Source organism: Ponticoccus litoralis, from assembly GCF_039769985.1.
Classification (GTDB): Bacteria; Pseudomonadota; Alphaproteobacteria; order Rhodobacterales; family Rhodobacteraceae; genus Ponticoccus; species Ponticoccus litoralis.
The window spans coordinates 549,784-569,761 of the sequence record NZ_JBDNCH010000004.1 but is presented as its reverse complement, the minus strand read 5'-3'; the positions used below and the strand labels follow the sequence as shown (position 1 = coordinate 569,761).

The window sequence follows — 19,978 nt, the reverse complement described above, 5'->3', positions numbered from 1 at the left end:
GTCCCCGCCCTGCCCCGCATCAGGCGCCCTGCGGTCCGGCGGCGATGACCGCCTTTTTTATCTTGGCCTGATGGGCATCGGCCATGGCCACGAAGGGAGGCCGGACCGTGGCAAAGCCGACGTCATCCCTTTGCGCCGCCACCGCCGCCTTGATCGCGGGGATGAGGGGCAGGCCTTCGAAGATTGTCCGTACCGCAGAGACCTGTTCGTGGCAGGCGGCCTCGGACTCCGTACCAAGCGCGTCGATCAGGCGGCGGATGCCCGCAGGGTTCACATTGGCGCTGGCGCTGATGCACCCCGCCCCGCCCCCGGCCGCATTGCGGGGGATAAGCGACTCTGACGCCGAATAGGTGGCAAGGTCGGGGAAGGCGTCGATAACGGCGCGGGTGTTCTCCCAGTCGCCGGAACTGTCCTTCAGCCCGGCGATGATCCCCGGAAAGGCCGTCATCAGCCGCTCGATGAGGCCAAGGGTGATGGGTACCCCGCTCATCTGCGGGATGTGATAGAGATAGACCCGCAGCCGGTCATCCGCCACGGCGTCGATCATGCGGGCATAGGCATCGAAAGCGCCATCCTCGGGCACATTCTTGTAATAGAACGGCGGCAGGACCAGCGTGCCGCGACAGCCCAGTTCGGTTGCGTGTTTCGAAAGCGTGACGCAGTCGCCGACGGCGGGACAGCCCGTGCCGGGGATCAGCCGAACCGGGTCTATCCCGGCGGCGATCAGCGCCTCGAGCGCGGTCATGCGTTCCGCCAGTGTCAGGGAGGCGGCCTCGCTGGTTGTCCCGAAAGGGGCAAGGCCGTGTGCGCCCGCTGCCAGAAGCGCCTGACAATGGTCGACAAATCGCCCCGTATCAACCGAAAGGTCTTGGGTGAAGGGTGTGATCGCGGGAACGTAAAGCTCGATCGTCCGGGTCATGGTAGGCCTTTCGTCGGCGCGCGGCGCGCGCGTCATTGCAGAAGAAGGGGGGAATGTCGCGGAACTCGTCGTCTGGCTGCGTGCCGCCGCGCCGCATCAGGACGGCGAAATGACCGGTCCGGTCCAGTACGCTTGCCCCCATGTGCCAGACGTTGCGATGGAAGATCACGCCGCGATCCCCCGGGAGGACCATCCCGATTGCCGCCTCTGTCATCGGTGCGCCGCGGACATCCGAAGGCATCACGAGAACCACGTAGCGCGACACATCGAGCGGCAGAAAGCACTGTGCCGCATGGGGGTGCCGCTCGATCCGGGTGCAGCGCAGCGGCAGCTGCGCCTGCGGGACGCAATTGGTATGAAGAACGGGCGCTGCACCCTTGGGGCCTTCGTGCAGGCATTCGGAATAGAACAGCCGGGTCCCCGCGACATCGGGCGCCGTCACAAAGCGGCCATAGGGGGCGAAGACCGTGGCGTCCGCCGCAATCAGCGTCACCTTCTGCCCGGTCGTTATGTCGGGGCCGGTCATGCGCCGGCCCTGAACGGTTGTTCCGCCATCCAGTGCCGGGCGATGTCCTCGCGGCGGCAGATCCAGACGTCGTCGCGATCCTTGAGGTGATCGAGGAACCGGACCAATGCCGCGACCCGTCCGGGATGGCCGATGATCCGCGAATGCAAACCGATCGACATCATGCGCGGCACCCGGTCCGCTTCCGCGGCCAGAACCTCGAACCCGTCAATCAGGAAGTCCGAGAAATCCTTCGACGAAAACACATCCCCCGCCAGGAACTTCGCGTCGTTGTTGACCATCGTGTAGGGCATGACCAGATGCGCCTTGCCCGCGACCTCTGTCCAATAGGGCAGGTCGTCGTTGTAGGCGTCGCTGTCATACAGATAGCCCCCGTGCCCGGCCACCAGTTCGCGCGTCCGCTCTGACGGGGCATAGCGGCAGTACCAGCCCTGCGGGGCCTTGCCGGTGCTGGCCAGAATACTCGCATGCGCCTTCGCGATATGGTCGGTCTCGGTCTCGGGATCGAGCTTGTAATGCTCGATCCAACGCCAGCCATGGGCGCAGATGTCCCATTCGCTTTCTGCGATGGCCTGGGCCACGGGGGCGCAGCGCTCCAGTGGCAACGGCGCTGGCGAAGATCGTCAGAGGCACCCCACGGCTGCGGAACAGGTCGAAGATCCGCCAGATCCCGACACGATGGCCGTATTCATACATGCTTTCCGCAGCGAGATCGCGGTCGCCCTCGGGCACGCGCGTGGCCCGCACCTCCAGCAACGCGGATTCCGACGCCGGATCGCCGTCTCCGATGGAGTATTCCGAACCTTCTTCCACGTTGAGCACGAAATTCAGCGCGAGACCCGCGCCGTTGGGCCATCTGAGCTTCGGCGGCGCAGCGCCGTAACCCAGAAAATCGCGCTCATGCGCCATATGCCCCTTCGCGTCAGTCACGCGGACCCTCCACCTTGCAGAAGAAGCAGCACCAGTCGCCGGTGTTGACATTGGGCAGCGCGCGAAGTCCGAAGAACATGCCGTCTGCCGGCGCCTTCAGCTCGCCCACCTCGTCGCCGAAAACGTTCACGATCCGGGCGATCCGGGCGCCCTTCTTCATCATCGTCAGGAAATCGACGCCCTCTTCAGGCAGGAAAATCCCCGAAGCAGGGGCCAGAAGCGCCTCTTGAACACCTTTCCAGCACGGGTCGGGATAGACGGCGGTGCCGTCCAGCATCTTGTAGTGGTAGAGAATATTCAGGATCGATTTGGCCAGCTCATCGGCCACATAGCGGAAACGCTCGGGCGATGTGGCCGAGCGGCCACCCAGCTCCACGGTGATGCCGGTCCGACCCTCGGCGCGCAGCGCCGCCATCGGGCTTCCCGACGGATTGAAGTTCGACATGATGCAGCCCCAGCCATCGCCCATGGCCTTGGCCAGCTCCACCGCCTCGGGCGACTCGTCGACGAAAATCGCCTTGTCGAGAAAGGAATGCGCGCCGCCGGAGTGGATCGAGATCTCGAGGTCGGCCACATCCTTCATGGCCTGCCAATGCGCATGCGCGACCCGGTCCGAAAAATAGCCGCCGGGCTTGCCCGGATAGATCCGGTTCATGTCATAGGTGAAGGTGTCCAGCGGATTGCCCCGCTCTGCCGCCGAGAAAGCCAGCGGGTTCACCACGGGAACCAGAACGACCGCACCGCTGAGTTCTGCCGGGTCGATCCGCTCCATCGCCAGCTGGCAGGCGCGCGGGCCTTCCGGCTCGTCGCCGTGGATCGCGCCGTTGACCCAGAAGACACGCCCGGGTTTCGCGCCGTTGATGACGACAACCGGAATCTCGACCTTCACACCGCCGGCCAGATCGCCGGCCGGAATATAGCCGCGCACTATCTCGCCGGGTTTGGCACTGGCCGAGCCGACGCTCAGCACCTGATTTTCCTGCGTGCTCATACTGCTTCTGCCCCCGAACGTTCGTAGGTCGCCAGCTGTTCGGGCGTGTAGACCTGCATGAATTCGATCTCGATGCCCCCGGCATCGTTGTCCAGAAAGGCGACCCAGCCTTCGGGATGGGCGTGGCTTCCGGTCTTCTTGCAGGCCTTGCACTCGCGCAGCGTTGCGCCCTGTGCCTGCGCATGTGACAGCGCCTTGTCGATGTCGTCGACCTCGTAGCAGATGTGATGCAGCCCCTCGGCGCCACGCTCCTTGATCCAGGAGGCGAACCGCCCGTCCGCCTCTGTCGACTGGCAAAGCTGGTACTCGATCCCACCCAGATAAAAGAGCGCGACCTTGTTGCCCGACTTGGGGAAATGCGTGATCTCGGTATCGTACCGGAACGTGCAGGTACTTCGAATAGGACTGCAGGGTCTGTTCGACATTGCTGACGGCGAAGGCCATGTGCTTGATGCCCTTCACGTTGGGATTGTCGGATTTTACGTTCATTTCTGTCTCCTCCTCTTCTTGTCAGGCATCCGCGGGTGCGGCGCGTTCCGCACGGATGGCGGCCACGACCTCACCGATGCGCGTCATGGCCACGCGGATACGGTCCGCCGGCTGTGTCATGGACATGCGGACGAAATCGTCGGTGTGATCGCCGTAGATCGTGCCCGGGTACATCATCACCTTGCCGTCGGCCAAAAGCCGTTCGCAGAAGATGCCGGCGGTGATCCCCAGCCCCAGGCTGGCCACGTCCGCGTAGACATAGAAACCGCCCTGCGGTTCCGCGTAGCGCATGCCGACGGCATCGAGGCCTTCGCAGATGGCGCGGCGGCGTTCATCGTAGATGCGGCGCATCTCCTCGACGCAATCCTGCGGCCCGGACGCGGCGGCAAGCGCGGCATGCTGGCTGACGGCGGCGGTCGAGATCGCAAAGGCGTGGTTGATTTCCGACATCGGCGTAATGAGTTCGCGCGGCGCCGCCAGGTAGCCGATCCGCCAGCCGGTCATTGCATAGGCCTTGGAAAACCCCGACAGGGTGATGGTGCGCTCGCGCATGCCCGGGATAGAGGCCACCGGCAGCACCTTGTGATTGCCGAAGGTCAGCCGCGAATAAATCTCGTCCGAGATGACGATCAGATCGTGCTCCTGCGCCAGTTTCGCGATCTTGCGGACCTCTTCGACCGGCGTGACCGTGCCTGTCGGGTTGTTCGGGTTGATCAGCACGAGGATCTTCGAGCGGTCGGTGATATGTGGCCGGATCATGTCGGCGGTGAGCGTGAAGTTCGTCTCCATACCCATCGGGACCTTGACGACCCCGGCGTCGGTCATCTCGGCAGCCTGACTGTAAGGGTTGTATCCCGGACAGGGCACGATGATCTCGTCTCCGGGGTTCAGCAGCGCCAGAGCGATCACGAACATGCCGTGCTGCCCGCCCGGCGTGACCATGATCTCGTCCGGGTCATAGGCGGCGCCACCGTAGTCCCGGATGTTCCGGGCGATGGCCTCGCGGAGCGGCTGGATGCCCTGCGGATGCGTGTAATGGGTGGCGCCATTGGCAAGCGCCTCCTGACCTGCCTTGATGATATGAGCGGGCGTGTCGAGATCGGGATCGCCGCGCCCCATCTTGATGACATCATCGAGGCCGTCCGCGATGTTGAGCATCCGCGTGATCAGGTGCTCCTCGGTCAGTTTCACGCGGTCGGCCAGTCTGGCGGCGTAGTCGATACTCATTGTTCAGGTTCCCTCCCAAAAGGCATGTCGTCAGGGCGGCCTCAGGCCGCCAACGCGTAGATTTCGCTGAACTTCGCGGTGAGGTGGCGAAGATAGGGCTCCGGGTCGAGCGTGCGGCCCGTGGCCTTTTGCAACAGCTCGTCCCGCGTGAAGCGACGGCCATGGCTGGCGATATTCTCGGTCAGCCAGTCACGAAGCGGTGCATAATCGGCGGCATCGAGCGCGGCCCCGATCCCCGGCTTCTGTTCCTTGGCCGTCTCGAAGAGCTGGGCCGCCATGATGTTGCCGATCGTGTAGTTGCAGAACGTCCCGATCTGGCCCGACGACCAGTGCACGTCCTGCAGGACGCCCTTGGCATCGTCGGGCACATCGACCCCGAGGTACTCCTTCATCGCGGCGTTCCAGGCCTCGGGAAGATCCTTGACCTCCAGACTTCCCTCGACAAGGCGGCTTTCCAGTTCGACGCGCACCATGATGTGGAAATCATAGGTCAGCTCGTCCGACTCGACACGGATGAAGCTCGGCTGCGAACGGTTGACGGCACGGTAGAATTCTTCATCCGTCACGTCGTCCAGCGTTCCGGGATAGGCCTTCTGGAGGTCCGGGAAATGGTTGCGCCAGAAGGCGCGCGAGCGTCCGACGTGGTTCTCCCAGAGGCGCGACTGGGATTCATGCGCGCCAAAGCTGACACCGCCCACCGCATAGAGCCCGATCAGGTCCGTCGCCAGCGGTGTCCGCGTATAGGCCGGATCGACGCCTTGTTCATACATGGCATGACCGGCCTCGTGCAGGGCGCCGAACAGGGACATGGGCATGTATTCCGGGTTCACGCGCGTGGTGATCCGCACGTCGTTTCGCGTGAAGGAAATCTCGAACGGGTGCATCGTGGTGTCCAGGCGCCCGCGCGCCGTGTCGTAGCCGATCCGCTCGGCCATCTTCAGCGCGACGGCCATCTGGTCCTCGACAGGGTACGTGCGGGCCAGGAAATCGGACCGCGGCTGCTCGGCCTCGGCAATCTGGCGCACGAGCGGCAGCATACCCTCCCGCAGTCGACCGAACAGCGTCTTCAGTTGTGTCGTGGTTGTCCCCGGTTCGAACCGGTACATCAGCGCATCGTAGGGATGGTCTTCGTAGCCGATCGCCTCGGCGATCTCGCGGTTGATCTCGACCATTTGCGTCAGCGCCGGCGCAAAGCGCGAAAAATCAGCGGTCGCCCGCGCCTCGGCCCAGACGTGATGATTGGCTGCGCCCATTTCCGTCTTCCGACTCAGAAGCGCGGACGGAATGCGCTCGTGGTAGTCGATGGCCTCGCGCACGTACCGCGACGGCCCTGACTTCCGGAGCGTCAGGCGCCTTGCCCGCGACCTCCTTCTCCGCCCCGTCGAGCGCGCGTTTCATTTCATCGGAACAAAGCAGGTCGCGGGCCGCCACAGCGAGCGTCGCCATCTGCTTGGCCCGGGTTTCGCCACCGGACTTGGGCATCATGGTGCGCGCATCCCAGGACAGGATGGACCCGGCATTCAGAAAGTCGTTCACCCGTCCGTTTACTTCGATCAGATCGGCGTAGCTCATGGTGCTTTGATTTCCCTCGTTATTTTCGTTCGATTTTCCGGTTTTCGTCGCCGCGAAACGCGACTTCCGACCCCGACGCTTGACTATCTGCCCTGCTCATGTATCCCATCAGGTTATCAATGTCGACAATCTACTGGTGGCAATTGATCAGCGATAAGTCAACACAAAAACCCGAGCCACATGCCTGCAAGGAGGACGCACGCGAAAATGAAGAGCCTGAAAACCAACGAATCGACCTTGGTCGAGATGGCGATTACGGGGGCGGTCACGACACCCTCTGTAAGGCCCGGCCAGTACATTCCATGGCCTGACGGAAAGGCGACCGTGCTGCCCGGCATGTTCGGCGTGACCTACAATGTACGGTGCGGCGACCGCGCGTTCGGATGGGCGGGCGATCACGTCGAGCCGGGCGTCTCCATCGACATGGAGGCCGATCAGGGCCGCCATTTCGCGCTGCATTATCTCAACTGCATCGGCAATGACGCCGTCGTCACCTCGGGCCTCGCAACCGGCGCGAAAGGCATCGTGATCGGGGAACATGCCCGGATCCTCGTGCAGTTCGACGACGCGACGCACGAGCTTCTGGCCGAGGGCGACCGCATCCAGATCACCTCGCACGGACAGGGGCTGGCGCTGCTCGACTATCCGCAGGTGGCGCTGAAAAAGATGAGCCCGCGCCTGCTGCATGCCATGGGCATCACCGAGACGGCGGGCGGACGGCTGCACGTGCCGGTCGCGATGGAGCTTCCGATCCGCATCATGGGCTCGGGCGCCGAGCTGAACTCGGAATATGTCGATCAGGACCTGATGTCCGGAGATCGCGCGCTGATGGCCGAACTCGGCATCGATCAGATGCGGCTGGGTGACGTGATCGCCATTCGCCACGCCGATCACCACTGGGGCCGCAGCTATCGCGAAGGCGCGGTGTCCATCTGTCTGTGCATCCACGGCGACTCGATCATGACCGGGCACGGTCCGGGCATCCTGACCCTGATGTCCGCCCCTGACGGCTGCATCGATTTCAGCATCGACCCGAACGCCAACATCGCCTGCCAACTCGGACTGGGAGACTGAGAATGACCATCAAGACCAATGCGGCTCGACGTCGTCGCCGTGTCCGTATCCGGCCGCGCGGCCAACCCCTCGATGGGCGCCCTGCCCGCCGAACCCTATCGCCTGACCTCGGAAGGCCGGCCCTTCCTCTGGCCCACGTTCGGCGGCATCGTCTACAATGTCTCGGTCGGCGACAGCGCCTTTGGCTGGACCGGCGACTGCATCCATCCATCGGTCAGCATCGCGCATCCCGACGGCAACAAGAACCGCGGCCTCAACGTCTTTGCCTGCGTCGGCAACCGGGCCACGGTCGCAAGCGGAGCCGCCCGCGGCGCGCAGGGCGTCGTCACCGGCAAGTCGGGGCGCTTTTCGGACCAGGTCATCGTGCATTTCGACGATGAGACCCGGCGCAAGATGGCCGTGGATGACCTGATCGTCGTGCGTGCCGAGGGTGTCGGTCTTGCCCTGCCCGATCACCCCGAGGTGGCCATCAAGTCGATCGCTCCCGCGCTGTTCGATGCGCTGCCCAAGAAAGTCGAGGACGGGGTGCTGAAAATCGGCGTCGTCGCGACCGTGCCCCCGCACATGGTCGGCGCCGGGGCGGGCCTCACCTCGGAAGGTGGATCGCTGCACATGCAGTCGACCGATCGCGCGGAACTGGCGAAACACGGCCTGGACGCGCTGCGGCTGGGTGACGTCGTGGCAATCGCCGATACCGACAGCCGCTACAATCACGGCTACCTGCGCGGCGCCATGAGCATCGGCATCGTCGGTCAGACCGACGGACCCCGCGCGGGCTACGGCCCCGGCATGACCGTGGTGATGACGGCACCCGCAGGCCAGCTTGGCGCCTTCCATGCCCCCGAGACAAACATCGCAACCCTGCTGGAGCTGACGGCCTGATGGACGATCGACGTATTCCCATGACGAACGTGAACAAGGAGGACCTGCGCGCCTTCGTCGCCGAGGGCTTTGTCGCCCTGGGGCTGACGAAGGAGGATGCCGGGATCTTCGCCGATGCGCTTGTCTTTTCAGAGCTGCGCTTTCACCCCGGTCAGGGTCAGGGCGTGATGCGTCTGCGCCGCTACCAGCAGCGCATCGGCAACGGAGAGGTCAATCCCCGCGCCGGTTGGTCGGTGGTGAAGGAAGGCCCGGCGCTGGCCATCGTCGATGCCCATAACGGGATCGGCACCGTGGCCGCGGCCAAGGCCATGCGGCTGGCCATCGACAAGGCGAAAGCCAACGGGATCGGCACCGTGATCGTGCGCAACTCGACACATTACGGATCGAGCGCCGTTCACGCCTGTCAGGCGCTGGAGCACGATTGCATCGGCATGGCCTTTACAAACGCCGGGCCGGAGATGGCCCCCCATGGCGGGCGCGAAGGGGTGACGGGGACCAATCCGTGGTCGATCGCCGCGCCTTCCGACAAGGGGTTTCCGGTCGTGCTCGACATCGCGCTGACCACGGCGGGCAAGGGCATGATGAAATGGCACGAGCGCGAGGGCAAGAAGATGCCCCTCGACTGGGCCATCACGCCGGAGGGCCATGAGACCGACGATCCCACGGCGGCCATGATGGGGCCTCTGCTGCCGATCGGCGGACACAAGGGGTATGGGCTCGCCTTCATGTCCGATGCGATGACCGGCGTTCTGTCGGGCGGCGGTTTTGGCCTGACCCCCTATTCGGACCCGCAGAAGCTCGACGTCTCGCATTACTTCCAGGCCATCGACATCAGCTGGTTCATGGAGCCCGCCGACTATGCCCGGCGCATGGGCGAATTCGTCGACATGGCGAAATCGCGTGCAAGGCGTCCCGGCGTCGAAGAGATCCTCGTACCCGGTGAACAGGAAGCGCGCCGGGTAGCCGCCAAGTCCCGGAACGGCGTGCCGCTGGACGACGCGGTGCTGGCTGACATGAGGCTGCTGGCCGAAGAGCTTGGCATCAAGCAGGAACTGCGCGAACTGGGCCCCTATACCGGTGACACGCTGTGACCACGCCCGAACTTAGGCCGCTGGACGGGGCCTTCCATTCAGCGGCGCGGGACCGGTTGCGCGCACGGGCGCAGGGGGCAGGACTTGACGGCCTGCTCCTCTGCCACGCCCCGAACATCGCCTATGCCACGGGGCTGTTCCTGTCCGCCAACGAACGGCCAATGGCCGTCTGGTTGCCGGTCGAGGCAGAGCCGGTCCTGTTCATGCCCGAGCTGGAACGCGAGAATGCCGCGATCCCCGCGATCCCCGATCTGCGCTGCTACGCGGAGTTTCCCGGAGAAACCGAACCGGTCCTGTGGATGCTCGACGAGATCGGGTCATGCGCCGTCGGCATCGACCGCCTGGACGCGCGCCTTCTCGACCCCGCCCGCGCGCGCGCCACACGGATTGACCTCGTCGATCATGCGATGGCGGTTCGCGCGATCAAGACGCCCGAGGAACTGGCCCTGACGCGCGAAGCCGCACGGTTTGCGGATCTCTTCCTGTTTCGCCTGCTGGACCGCGCCGGCGACATCATCTCGCAGGGGGGCACGGAACAGGACCTCATGGCGGATGCCATGGACCACGCTCGCAGCGCCCTTGCCCGGACCCATGGCCACGCCTTTTCCGGCACACCACTCGGCATCACGGCATCGGTGCATTCCGGGCCGCGTGCCGCCCTGCCCCACGGGCAGGTTCTGAACCGCGTGCCGCAACGCTCAGAGACGCTTGTCGCCGGGATCGGCGGCCATCTGGGAGGCTATCATGCCGAGAGCGGGGCGACCCTGATCGTTGGCGAGAGCACCGCCGAACAGCGGCAGATCATGGCCGCCATGAAGGCCTGCAACGATGCCGGCGCCGCCGCCCTGGCGGCGCGCGAGACCGGAACCCGCATCAACGAAGCCGCGCTGGACGAGTTGCGCAAGGCCGGACTGACGGACGCGATCCGGCATCGCATCGGGCACGGGATGGGCCTTGAAGGCCATGAAGCGCCCTGGCTCGCCCCGGGGGACGAAACCCGCGTGGCGCCGGGCATGGTCTTTTCAAACGAGCCCGGCGTCTACCGGCCCGGGCGGGACGGCTACCGCACCATCAACACGATGATCCTGGACAGGGACGGCGTCGAGATTCCCTCGCGCTTCCAGAGCCAGATTCCCATCGACGCGCGCATCGTCGCGCTCTGACAAGATTGCATCAAGGGAGAGAGAGATGCCCGAACCAGCCGCCTGGCACTACCAGAAAATCACCAAGCGCATGTTCGACGAACCGGCACCGGATCGCCTGTTCTACGGCTCGGATCCTGACAGCCGTCGGTGACGAGATCATCGAGGACGGCTTTGTCCATGTGAAAGAGGGCAAGATCGCCGCCGTTGGCCGACGTCCCGACCTCACAACCGCGCCGGACGGGTCCGAGGTCGTCGACACCGGCGGCAAGACGATCATGCCCGGCCTGATGAACAGCCATGCCCACCTCAGCTGGGACGGCATTCACGAGCTGTCGCAGCAATCGATGTTCGACGCCCCGGAAATCCGCGCCTACAAGGCGGCGGGCAATATGCTCAAGTCGCTCCGCGCCGGTATCACCCTGGTGCGCGATCTTGGCGTTCACGACGCCAACCTTTTCACCAAGCAGGCCGTGGCGCAGGGTATCTTCCCGGGGCCGCGCCTGCTGGTCTCGGGTGAATCCATCATCCAGACCGGCGGCCACACCTACTGGGTCTGCCGGGAAGCGTCCGGGGCCGACGAAATGCGCCGCGCCGTGCGCGACCAGGTCAAGCGCGGCGCCGACCTGATCAAGATCATGGCCTGCCACGACACGCTGGAATTCACCGACGACGAGCTGCATGCCGTCATCGACGAGGCGCATCGCAACCGCCTGCCGATCACCGCGCATGCCACCTACAACAATTGCATCAAGCGGGTCGCGGAATTCGGCATCGACTGTATCGAGCATGGCGGGTCTATGACCGACGAGACGATCGGCATCCTGCTTGACCGCAAGTTGCCGATTGTCACCACCTTTTCGGCACTGGTGATCCAGGCCAACGAAGAGATCGCACGCCGCTTCGGCATACCGGAATGGAAGATCGCCGAGCGCAAGCGCGCGGTCGCGGACAAGGCGCGTTTCGACGGGCTGGTGCGCGCCGCGAAAGCCGGCGTTCCCATCGTCTTCGGCACCGATGCAGGCAGCCCCGCCGTCGAACATGACCGCATCGTCCCCGAGCTGGGTTTCATGGTCGAGGTCGGCGTCTGCCCCGACAACATGGACGCCCTGCGCGCCATCACCGCCGTGGCCGCCGTGCTGAACGGTCTGGGGGAGGATCTTGGCACGCTGGAGGCCGGAAAACGCGCCGATCTGATCGTTGTCGACGGCCAGCCCGACCGGGATCTCGCGGCGCTGGAACGTGTCGGAATGACCTTTATCGACGGCAAGAGGATGTACTGATGACCGATCAATCGCTTTTGGCAAACCGTCTGGCGCCGCGCATCGTCGAAGAAGACGGCTCTTTTCGCACCCGAATGCTGGGCATCGCCGCCGACCTAAAGGACGTGATTGCGCTTGGCCGCGGCGACCCGGACTTTCACACACCACACCATGTCACCGAGGCCGCGAAGGCCGCGATCGATGACAACCAGCACCACTACACCGGGCCGACCGGCCTACCGCAGCTCAGGCAGGCGATCGCCGACACGCTCGCGGCGGACTATGGCCTTGGCTATTCCGCCGACGAAATCGTGGTGACCGCGGGCGTGCAGGAATCCATCATGCTGTGCATGCTGGGTCTCGTGCGGGACGGCGACGAAGTGCTGATCACCAGCCCCCGCTTCACCACCTACGACACTGGCCGTTCATCTGTGTGGCGGCGTCCCGGTGCCGGTGCCGACCCATGAAAAAGACGACTTTGCGCTGAACCCGGACGAGATCGAGGCCGGGATAACGGACCGGACGCGGATGTTCGTGCTGGTCTCGCCGAACAATCCGACCGGCGCGGTGACGCCGCCCGACGTGATCCGCAAGATTGCCGATCTCGCCGTGAAACATGACATCCTGATCGTGGCGGACGAGATCTATGCCAAGCTGATCTACCCCCCGCACGAGCATCTCTCGATTGCCACCCTGCCCGGCATGAAAGAGCGCACGATCACGCTGAACGGGTTTTCCAAGACCTATGCGATGACCGGTTGGCGCGTCGGCTACATGGCCGCCCCGGCGGATTTTGTCGCCAAGCTGACCGAGCCACGGCACACGCTTTCGATCAACACCTGCACCGTCAGCCAGTTCGCGGCGCTTGCGGCGCTGACCGGGCCGCAGGACGATATGCACAGCATGTACGAGGACTACTCGACCCGGCGCGCCTATCTGATGCAGACTCTGGACGAGATGGGGCTGAGCTTCGGCGCGCCCGGCGGTGCGTTCTATGTCTACACGAACATTTCCTCGACCGGCATGAAGGGCAAGCCCTTCTGCGAGGCACTCCTGCGGGAAACCGGTGTGATGGTCTTTCCCGGCGACATGTTCGGAGAGCCGGACAGCGACTTCATCCGCATTTCCTATCTTCAGCCGCTCGACCTCATCCGCGAAGCCATGCGGCGCATCGCGGGCTTTATCGAAACCCGCAAGAAAGGTGCCGCATGACCTCCAGACACAAGCCCGACCCCGCCGAGAAATTCGTCGGCATCCAGGTCAGCCCGATCAGCTTCATCGACGAGGGCGTCGAGACGGTGCTCGACACGCTCAAAGAGCGCGTGGGCGTGAACGTGCTGATGCTCGGCACCGTATCATGGCTGGGCCTCAAGACCGGACGCTCGATCAGCCACAAGCTCGACGGCTGGCCGGACCACGGGACGCCGGAGCCCTTCACCATGCAGGGCGGGGCCTATTTCAACCCGGACCCGCGCTACTACCAGAACACCCTGATCAAGGATTTCCGCGCCAAGGACGAAGAGATGCGGGGAATCGACATTCTCGACCTCGTCATCCCGGAGGCGAAGAAGCGGGGAATGCTGGTCTATCCCGAACTGATGGAACCCTTCTTCAAATACGCGGGCCATGGCTCGGTCAATTCCATCGACATCCCGAACCTCGCTCAGGTGATGGAGGTCGATGTGTTCGGGCGCCGCAAGGACGAACCCTCGACATCGAACCCCGACTACCGGACCTGGATGCATTCGATGATCGAGGACCAGGTCCGGCGCTACGACATCGACGGGCTGATGTGGTGCAACGAACGCAACTCGCCTCTCGATCAGCTCATACAGGGTCAGGCGCCAGGTGACTTTTCCGAAGCGTCCCGCGCCGAAGCCCTGCGCCGGGGGATCGACGTGGAGGCCTGCCGCCGCGGTCTTATCAAGATGTACGAGTTCATGCAGGCCGCCATCGCGGGCGAAGAGTTCGACGACGGTGCGTTCATCACCTTCCTGCGGGTCCTGATGGAAAACCCGGAAATCCTGATATGGGAACGCTTCTGGCTGGAGCGGAACAAGGATCTCGACCGCGAACTCTACGGGTTGGTGAAATGGTGCAAACCGTCGCTTCCCTTCGGGTTGAACGTCTGGAACCGTAACCACTTCAACCTGTTCCGCCGCGCCCAATGGCCATGGGCCGAGCAGACCATGTACGCGGACTGGGTCAAGCCGATCACCTACCAGCACCAGGCGGGCGAAATCTGGCACAAGGAGTTCGGCTTCTTCCATCAGACCATCCTGCGCGATTTCGACCCGGTCGCCGCTGCGGCGGTCCTGAGCAATATCCTGGGCCTGCGCGAAGCACCCTGGACCGGGTGATCCAGGAGGGCATGGACCCGGACAGCTATGTCTTTGGCCAATGCGCGGATGCACTGACCGGGGTGCATGGACGGGCGAAAGTCTACATGGGGCTTGGGATCGACGCACCGCGCGTGCGTGAGGATCAGGCGAAATGCACACCGGACATCGCCTACCGCTCTGTCATGGCTACCTATCGCGCGGGCGGGCACGGTGTCGTGCTGTCGCCGAACTACGCCTCGATGCATCTGACGAACCTTGACGGTGTGGCACAGGCGCTGACCGAGCTGGGGTTGAAATGACCCGGCTCGCCACGGTGATCAAGGGCGGAGAGGTGCTCTTGCCCGACGGGCTGCATCGCGTCGACCTGGGGTTGGCGAATGGCAAGGTGGCGGGGGTCTATGCCCCCGGCACCGCGCCGGACGCGGACGAGACCATCGACGCCACCGGGCAGGTCGCCCTGCCCGGTATTGTCGACATACACTTCCACGTACGCGCACCGGCCTATCCCGAGCGCGGCACCGTGCAGTCAGAGACCCGCGCCGCCGCCGCCGGCGGCGTGACCACCCTGTTCGAAATGCCAATCTCCAAGCCCTGCTGTTCGACCCCGAGGAATTCGACCGGCGCCGCAAGCATTTCGCGGAAAACGCGGTTGTCGATTTCGCCCTCTACGCCGCGCCGGGCGATCTTGCCCCGACCACCCGTGACCGGTTTCTGGAACAGGGGGCGGTCGCCTTCAAGATCTTCACCACACCCGCCCCGCCGGGCCGGGGCGACGAATTCGACGGGCTGGCCTTCCCGCATGAGGACGATCAGTATCGCGCCCTGTGCCTTCTGGCCGGGACCGGGCGTCCTTTGGTGGTTCATGCCGAAAGCGCCGACCTCCTGGGACATTTCGAGGCACAGGCGCGCGCGGAGCTCGATCCGGGCAGCGGCTATACCCACAACCGGGCACGACCCGCGGTCTGCGAAAGTGTCGCGGTCGCGAAACTGCTGGCGATGAACATCACCGCCCGGGCCGGGCTGCACATCGCCCATGTCACCAGCGCCGAAACCGTGGCCGTGCTGCGCGCCTTTGCCGGTACGTCGGACTTCACGGCAGAGACCTGTCCGCAATACCTCTTCGCGACCGAAAAGGATGTGGACCGTGCGGGCGTCTATGCAAAGGTCAACCCGCCCATCCGCACGCAGGCCGACCAGGAGGCCCTGTGGCAGGCGATTGCGGACGGGATCATCGACTACGTGACCACCGATCACGCGCCCTTCGCCCAAGCCGAGAAGCAGGCCGCCGAGGGGGACTTCTTTGCCGCCCCGCCGGGCTCGCCCGGGATCGAGACGATCCTGCCCGCGATGCTGGATGCCGTCGCGGCGGGGCGGATGGATCTGAAACGGGCGCATGACCTGATTTGCGCCAATGGCGCGCGGCGCTACGGGCTGTTCCCCGCGAAGGGCAGCCTTCTTCCCGGCGCGGATGCGGATGTCGCGCTGGTGGACCTGAAAGGCACGACAGAGGTGTCTCTCGGATCGCTCGTCAGCCACGCGCGCGACGTGGCCCACCTGTGGGAGGGGCGGCGCTTTCGGGGCAAGCTGCGGCGCACCCTTCTGGCGGGCCGCACGGTCTATGCCGACGGCACGGTCACAGGCAAACCGGGCGGCGGACAATTCGTCGTCCCGGGCTGAACAGGTCGCCGCGCGGGCCATATCCGGGCGGCGATACTCGACGAACTGCCAGATCCGCCCGACCGCCGGTCGGGCGGATCGGTGCGTGTCGGCACACTTCATGGGAGACAGCGAGATGCCATCACCTGCCGAGGTCATGCAGCCTGCCGACACAGCATCCTGGTCGGGCGGAATGCGCAACATTGCACGGGTCACCCGCCTGGCCCTGCGCCATCCCGGCGCGGTCGCGACGGCGGCGCTGGCGACCGCCCTCGCCGCGGCCATGCAACTGGCGATCCCGGTCCTGCTGGGGCGGGCCGTCGACCAGACCCAGTGGCCTGACCGGCGCGGGGAATGACGGCGCGGTCCGGGCCCTTGCGATCACTGCGGGTCTTGTGCTCGGGGCCTCGGTGCTGCGCGGGTTCTTTACCACCCTTCAGAATTACTTCAGCGAATATGTCGGGCACCAGACGGCCTATGCGCTGCGGCTGGCCTATTACGACCGCATCCAGAACCTCAGCTTCGAGTTCCACAATCGCATGCATTCGGGGGATCTGATCACCCTTGGGATGCTCGATCTGGAAGCGGTGCGGATGTTCTTCTCGACCGGGCTGATACGGCTGATCCTGCTGACGCTGCTTATCGGTCTTGGCGGCTATATGCTGTTATCCACGTCGCTGACACTCGGGCTTCTCGCGCTCAGCTTCGTGCCCTTCGTCGCCTGGCGGTCCTCGGTGACCCAGTTGCGCCTGCGGGGCACCTGGCTGGAGCTTCAGGACAGGCTGTCCGATCTCAGCCGGGTGATGGAGGAAAACCTCTCCTCGACGCGGGTCGTCCGGGCCTTCGGCGCCCAGCCCTACGAAATGGAAAAATACCATGCCGTCTCCGCGCGCGCCCTGACCCTTGCACATGACCGGGTGGGCATCAGGGTCCGCAACACGTCGGCGATGACCTTTTCCTTCCTGATCGCGATGGGGCTGGTCCTCTGGGTCGGGGGCGGAATGGTCCGGTCCGGCGAGATCACCGTCGGCACGCTGACCTCCTTCCTGACCTTCATGACGATCCTCCAGATGCCGGTGCGCCAGCTGGGAATGTTGGTGAACTCATTCGCGCGCACGGCAACCTGCGGCGAACGGCTGTTTGCGCTTCTGGATCTCGAGCCGGCGATCTCCAGCCGCACCGGCGCCCCCGATCTGAAGGTCGAACAGGGACGCCTGGTGGTCGAGGACCTCACCTACAGCTACCCGGACGCGGAAAGAACCTCGCTGGATGGCATCTCTTTCGAGGCGCGACGCGGCGAGACCATCGGTCTGATCGGGCCGCCGGGCAGCGGCAAGAGCACGCTCGCGCATCTGATCGCGCGCTACCACAATCCGGATCGGGGGCGAATCCTGATCGACGGACAGGACATCCGCGACGTGTCGCTTGGCTCGCTGCGCCGGGCGGTCGTGGTGACGCAGCAGGATTCCTTTCTCTTCACCACCTCCCTTGAGAACAACATCGCCTATGGCGACCCCCGGGCCACGCGCGAGGCGGTGCGGCGGGCCAGCGACCGTGCCGAACTCGACCAGTTCGTCGCCGGTCTGCCGGACGGCTATGAAACCGCGGTCGGTGAACGGGGCGTGTCGCTTTCCGGCGGGCAACGCCAGCGCATGAACATCGCACGGAGCCTGCTGCTGGATCCCGAGATCCTGGTGTTCGACGATTCCACCGCCGCAATCGACGCGGGCACCGAAGCCCGCATTCGCAAGGCCGTGACCGCCACGGCGGACGACAGGATCACCATCATCATTGCCCATCGCCTCAGCTCGCTGATGCACGCGGACCGCATTCTCGTGATGGAGGACGGGCGCATCGTCGAAACAGGCACCCATGCCGCGCTGCTGGCGCTTGGCGGACGCTACGCGGCGCTTCATGAATTGCAATTCGGTGCCGGGACGGCGCCAGAGACCGAGGCAGAGTGACCATGGCCGAAGAACTCGAAGTAGAACGCAATGACATCCGTGACGACGGTCGCCGCCCGCCCCGTGCGGTTGTCGGCTCCTTCCGCATCGAACGCGATCTGTTCGGCCGCGTCTTCGACCGCAGCACGGTCGCGCGGATCTGGGATTTCGTACGGCCCTACAGGCGTCAGGTCTGGGTGTCGGTCGCCGCCGTCCTCGCCTTCACCGGCACCCAGCTGGCCATTCCGCTGATTGCCCTTTATGCCATCGACACCGGGATGAGCGGCCAGCCCGGCACCGAAAACGCCCTGACCCACGCCATGATCGCCTTCCTCGTGGTGACGGCGATCAATTTCATCGCGAGCTACCTGCAGGAAAACACCGCCTAGCCGCGTCGCGGAAAACGTCCTGTTCGACCTGCGCACGGCGATGTTCGGTCATCTCCAGCGCGTCTCGCTGTCATTCCTCGACAAGACCGAGGTCGGGCGGCTGATGTCCCGGTTGCAGGGCGACGTGAACGCGATGCAGGAATTCCTGGAAACCTCCGTTCTGTCTGTGGGAGACCTCGCGCTTCTGGTGGGGATCGTGACAGCCATGCTCATGCTCGACTGGCAGCTTGGCTTGCTCACACTCAGCGTGCTGCCAGTGCTGTTCATCGTCCGCGTCGTTTGGCTGCCACGGGCGCGCGAGGCTTTTGTCGTCGCGCACGAGGCGAACTCGGCGACAAATGGCGCCCTTGCCGAGGCCATCCACGGCGTCAGGACGGTCCAGGCCAGCAACCGGCAGGCCGTCAACCTCACGCTTTATGACGACAAGGCCAGAGGCACGCTGAACGCCCATGCCCGCGCCTCGCGGATTGCGCAGGTCATGGTTCCGATCGTCGACAGCCTGACCGGATTTGCCATGGCCGTTGTCATCGTGCTGGGCGGGACGCTGGTGCTGGAACGCCATATCGAAGTCGGTGTGCTCGTGGCCTTCCTGTTCTATGTTCAGCGGTTCTTCGACCCGATCCGCTCTCTGACCTTGCAGTACTCTGTCATGCAACGCGCCATGGCCTCGGGCCAACGCCTGATCGAGGTGCTCGACGTCCCGCTGGCGATCACCGATACCGACGATGCGCGGGAACTGCCCGCGCCGCTGCGGGGTGACATCGAATTCCGGGAGGTGCATTTCGGCTACAACCCGGATCACCCGGTGCTCAAGGGGGTGAGCTTTCGAGTCCGGCCCGGCGAAACCGTCGCGCTGGTCGGCCCCACCGGGTCCGGCAAATCCAGCGCCATGGCACTGTTGAAACGGTTCTACGACGTTCAGGGCGGCGCGGTGATGATCGACGGCATGGATGTGCGTGACATAACGCAGGAATCGCTCGGGCGGGCGGTCGCCATGGTGCTGCAAGAGCCGGTGCTCTTCAGCGGTTCCGTCTACGAGAACATCCGCTACAACAAAAGCGATGCCACCCGCCAGGACATCGAGGCCGCCGCCCGCGCCGTGGGGGCGCATGGCTTCATCACGGCGATGGCGGAAGGCTACGACACGATGCTTGGCGAACGCGGCGGCTCTCTCTCGCTGGGCCAGAGGCAGCTGATCAGCTTTGCCCGCGCGCTTGTCGCCGATGCACCCATTCTGGTGCTGGACGAGGCCACCGCCTCGATCGACAGCCAGACCGAGCGCCAGATCCAGTCGGCGCTTGCCACGCTGCTTGCCGGGCGGACCGGGCTGGTGATCGCGCACCGGCTGGCCACCATCCGCAACGCCGACCGCATTGTCGTGCTGCGCGAGGGTCAGGTCCACGAGCAGGGCAATCACGACCAACTGGTGGCGCGGGGCGGTCTTTACGCCCGGCTCTACCGGATGAACTCCGGTTCCTTCGATGATCTGGACGATCTTCACACGACCTCCGCATCCTAGGCAGCGCCAAGCGCCATGCAAAAA

Annotated in this window: 21 protein-coding genes and 1 pseudogene; 15 read left to right on the top strand and 7 right to left on the bottom strand. The window is 64.7% G+C overall.

Annotation, left to right across the window (positions count from 1 at the left end):
* Positions 1-19 precede the first annotated feature (19 nt).
* From ABFB10_RS23425 to ABFB10_RS23395, 7 genes and pseudogenes are all read right to left on the bottom strand, one after another.
* On the bottom strand, positions 20-919 hold the full coding sequence (locus ABFB10_RS23425) for a dihydrodipicolinate synthase family protein (RefSeq protein ID WP_347168588.1): 900 nt from the start codon (positions 917-919) through the stop codon (positions 20-22).
* Positions 855-1,445 (bottom strand): ureidoglycolate lyase, encoded by a 591-nt coding sequence (locus ABFB10_RS23420; RefSeq protein WP_347168587.1) that lies wholly within the window; start codon positions 1,443-1,445, stop codon positions 855-857. Before ABFB10_RS23420 ends, ABFB10_RS23425 begins: the two co-directional genes overlap by 65 nt.
* On the bottom strand, positions 1,442-2,026 hold the full coding sequence (locus tag ABFB10_RS23415; protein WP_347168586.1) for a polysaccharide deacetylase family protein: 585 nt from the start codon (positions 2,024-2,026) through the stop codon (positions 1,442-1,444). The genes ABFB10_RS23420 and ABFB10_RS23415 overlap by 4 nt, the downstream gene beginning before the upstream one ends.
* Positions 2,027-2,367: 341 nt before the next feature.
* Positions 2,368-3,366, bottom strand: coding sequence for a succinylglutamate desuccinylase/aspartoacylase family protein (locus ABFB10_RS23410; RefSeq protein ID WP_347168585.1), 999 nt, complete (start codon positions 3,364-3,366; stop codon positions 2,368-2,370).
* A complete protein-coding gene (locus tag ABFB10_RS23405) occupies positions 3,363-3,791 on the bottom strand; it encodes a VOC family protein (RefSeq protein ID WP_347168584.1) in 429 nt (142 codons plus the stop codon). The genes ABFB10_RS23410 and ABFB10_RS23405 overlap by 4 nt, the downstream gene beginning before the upstream one ends.
* Positions 3,792-3,876: 85 nt before the next feature.
* Positions 3,877-5,082, bottom strand: a complete 1,206-nt coding sequence (locus ABFB10_RS23400) for a pyridoxal phosphate-dependent aminotransferase (RefSeq protein WP_347168583.1) — start codon at positions 5,080-5,082, stop codon at positions 3,877-3,879.
* Positions 5,083-5,123: 41 nt separating this feature from the next.
* A pseudogene (locus ABFB10_RS23395) lies at positions 5,124-6,564 on the bottom strand (carboxypeptidase M32).
* Between the two features lie 297 nt (positions 6,565-6,861).
* Here ABFB10_RS23395 and ABFB10_RS23390 point away from each other — a divergent pair.
* From ABFB10_RS23390 to ABFB10_RS23320, 15 genes are all read left to right on the top strand, one after another.
* The gene (locus tag ABFB10_RS23390) at positions 6,862-7,728 is read left to right on the top strand and encodes a DUF4438 domain-containing protein (protein WP_347168582.1); all 867 of its coding nucleotides are present in this window, start codon (positions 6,862-6,864) and stop codon (positions 7,726-7,728) included.
* An 18-nt stretch (positions 7,729-7,746) separates the two neighbouring features.
* Positions 7,747-8,610 (top strand): DUF4438 domain-containing protein, encoded by an 864-nt coding sequence (locus ABFB10_RS23385; protein ID WP_347168581.1) that lies wholly within the window; start codon positions 7,747-7,749, stop codon positions 8,608-8,610.
* Complete coding sequence (locus ABFB10_RS23380; protein WP_347168580.1) at positions 8,610-9,701, top strand: Ldh family oxidoreductase; 1,092 nt, start codon at positions 8,610-8,612, stop codon at positions 9,699-9,701. Before ABFB10_RS23385 ends, ABFB10_RS23380 begins: the two co-directional genes overlap by 1 nt.
* Positions 9,698-10,864 carry a M24 family metallopeptidase gene (locus ABFB10_RS23375; RefSeq protein WP_347168579.1) on the top strand — a complete coding sequence of 389 codons (1,167 nt, stop codon included), beginning with the start codon at positions 9,698-9,700 and terminating at the stop codon, positions 10,862-10,864. The genes ABFB10_RS23380 and ABFB10_RS23375 overlap by 4 nt, the downstream gene beginning before the upstream one ends.
* Positions 10,865-11,025: 161 nt before the next feature.
* Positions 11,026-12,126, top strand: a complete 1,101-nt coding sequence (locus ABFB10_RS23370) for a metal-dependent hydrolase family protein (protein WP_347168578.1) — start codon at positions 11,026-11,028, stop codon at positions 12,124-12,126.
* The gene (locus tag ABFB10_RS23365) at positions 12,126-12,572 is read left to right on the top strand and encodes an aminotransferase class I/II-fold pyridoxal phosphate-dependent enzyme (protein ID WP_347168577.1); all 447 of its coding nucleotides are present in this window, start codon (positions 12,126-12,128) and stop codon (positions 12,570-12,572) included. Before ABFB10_RS23370 ends, ABFB10_RS23365 begins: the two co-directional genes overlap by 1 nt.
* The gene (locus tag ABFB10_RS23360; RefSeq protein WP_347168576.1) at positions 12,553-13,317 is read left to right on the top strand and encodes a pyridoxal phosphate-dependent aminotransferase; all 765 of its coding nucleotides are present in this window, start codon (positions 12,553-12,555) and stop codon (positions 13,315-13,317) included. Before ABFB10_RS23365 ends, ABFB10_RS23360 begins: the two co-directional genes overlap by 20 nt.
* Positions 13,314-14,465 carry a hypothetical protein gene (locus tag ABFB10_RS23355; protein WP_347168575.1) on the top strand — a complete coding sequence of 384 codons (1,152 nt, stop codon included), beginning with the start codon at positions 13,314-13,316 and terminating at the stop codon, positions 14,463-14,465. Before ABFB10_RS23360 ends, ABFB10_RS23355 begins: the two co-directional genes overlap by 4 nt.
* Entirely contained in the window at positions 14,462-14,746 is a 285-nt protein-coding gene (locus tag ABFB10_RS23350) for a hypothetical protein (protein ID WP_347168574.1), read from the top strand. Before ABFB10_RS23355 ends, ABFB10_RS23350 begins: the two co-directional genes overlap by 4 nt.
* Positions 14,743-15,447 carry a hypothetical protein gene (locus ABFB10_RS24500; protein WP_488175605.1) on the top strand — a complete coding sequence of 235 codons (705 nt, stop codon included), beginning with the start codon at positions 14,743-14,745 and terminating at the stop codon, positions 15,445-15,447. Before ABFB10_RS23350 ends, ABFB10_RS24500 begins: the two co-directional genes overlap by 4 nt.
* Complete coding sequence (locus tag ABFB10_RS23340) at positions 15,444-16,124, top strand: dihydroorotase (RefSeq protein ID WP_347168572.1); 681 nt, start codon at positions 15,444-15,446, stop codon at positions 16,122-16,124. The genes ABFB10_RS24500 and ABFB10_RS23340 overlap by 4 nt, the downstream gene beginning before the upstream one ends.
* A gap of 85 nt (positions 16,125-16,209) precedes the next feature.
* Positions 16,210-16,461 (top strand): hypothetical protein, encoded by a 252-nt coding sequence (locus ABFB10_RS23335; RefSeq protein ID WP_347168571.1) that lies wholly within the window; start codon positions 16,210-16,212, stop codon positions 16,459-16,461.
* A gap of 52 nt (positions 16,462-16,513) precedes the next feature.
* Positions 16,514-18,067, top strand: a complete 1,554-nt coding sequence (locus tag ABFB10_RS23330; RefSeq protein WP_347168570.1) for an ABC transporter ATP-binding protein — start codon at positions 16,514-16,516, stop codon at positions 18,065-18,067.
* A 2-nt stretch (positions 18,068-18,069) separates the two neighbouring features.
* Positions 18,070-18,435 (top strand): hypothetical protein, encoded by a 366-nt coding sequence (locus ABFB10_RS23325; RefSeq protein ID WP_347168569.1) that lies wholly within the window; start codon positions 18,070-18,072, stop codon positions 18,433-18,435.
* 40 nt (positions 18,436-18,475) lie between these two features.
* Positions 18,476-19,954: an ABC transporter ATP-binding protein gene (locus ABFB10_RS23320; protein WP_347168568.1), complete on the top strand. Its 1,479-nt coding sequence runs from the start codon at positions 18,476-18,478 to the stop codon at positions 19,952-19,954.
* Positions 19,955-19,978 lie beyond the last annotated feature (24 nt).

What these genes read in the sequence shown, in the direction of transcription:
- ABFB10_RS23425 (WP_347168588.1), bottom strand. Translation starts at nt 919, where the DNA reads ATGACCCGGACGATCGAGCTTTACGTTCCCGCGATCACACCCTTCACC.
- ABFB10_RS23420 (WP_347168587.1), bottom strand. Translation starts at nt 1,445, where the DNA reads ATGACCGGCCCCGACATAACGACCGGGCAGAAGGTGACGCTGATTGCG.
- ABFB10_RS23410 (WP_347168585.1), bottom strand. Translation starts at nt 3,366, where the DNA reads ATGAGCACGCAGGAAAATCAGGTGCTGAGCGTCGGCTCGGCCAGTGCC.
- ABFB10_RS23405 (WP_347168584.1), bottom strand. Translation starts at nt 3,791, where the DNA reads ATGTCGAACAGACCCTGCAGTCCTATTCGAAGTACCTGCACGTTCCGG.
- ABFB10_RS23400 (WP_347168583.1), bottom strand. Translation starts at nt 5,082, where the DNA reads ATGAGTATCGACTACGCCGCCAGACTGGCCGACCGCGTGAAACTGACC.
- ABFB10_RS23390 (WP_347168582.1), top strand. Translation starts at nt 6,862, where the DNA reads ATGAAGAGCCTGAAAACCAACGAATCGACCTTGGTCGAGATGGCGATT.
- ABFB10_RS23385 (WP_347168581.1), top strand. Translation starts at nt 7,747, where the DNA reads ATGCGGCTCGACGTCGTCGCCGTGTCCGTATCCGGCCGCGCGGCCAAC.
- ABFB10_RS23380 (WP_347168580.1), top strand. Translation starts at nt 8,610, where the DNA reads ATGGACGATCGACGTATTCCCATGACGAACGTGAACAAGGAGGACCTG.
- ABFB10_RS23365 (WP_347168577.1), top strand. Translation starts at nt 12,126, where the DNA reads ATGACCGATCAATCGCTTTTGGCAAACCGTCTGGCGCCGCGCATCGTC.
- ABFB10_RS23355 (WP_347168575.1), top strand. Translation starts at nt 13,314, where the DNA reads ATGACCTCCAGACACAAGCCCGACCCCGCCGAGAAATTCGTCGGCATC.
- ABFB10_RS24500 (WP_488175605.1), top strand. Translation starts at nt 14,743, where the DNA reads ATGACCCGGCTCGCCACGGTGATCAAGGGCGGAGAGGTGCTCTTGCCC.
- ABFB10_RS23340 (WP_347168572.1), top strand. Translation starts at nt 15,444, where the DNA reads ATGAACATCACCGCCCGGGCCGGGCTGCACATCGCCCATGTCACCAGC.
- ABFB10_RS23325 (WP_347168569.1), top strand. Translation starts at nt 18,070, where the DNA reads ATGGCCGAAGAACTCGAAGTAGAACGCAATGACATCCGTGACGACGGT.
- ABFB10_RS23320 (WP_347168568.1), top strand. Translation starts at nt 18,476, where the DNA reads ATGTTCGGTCATCTCCAGCGCGTCTCGCTGTCATTCCTCGACAAGACC.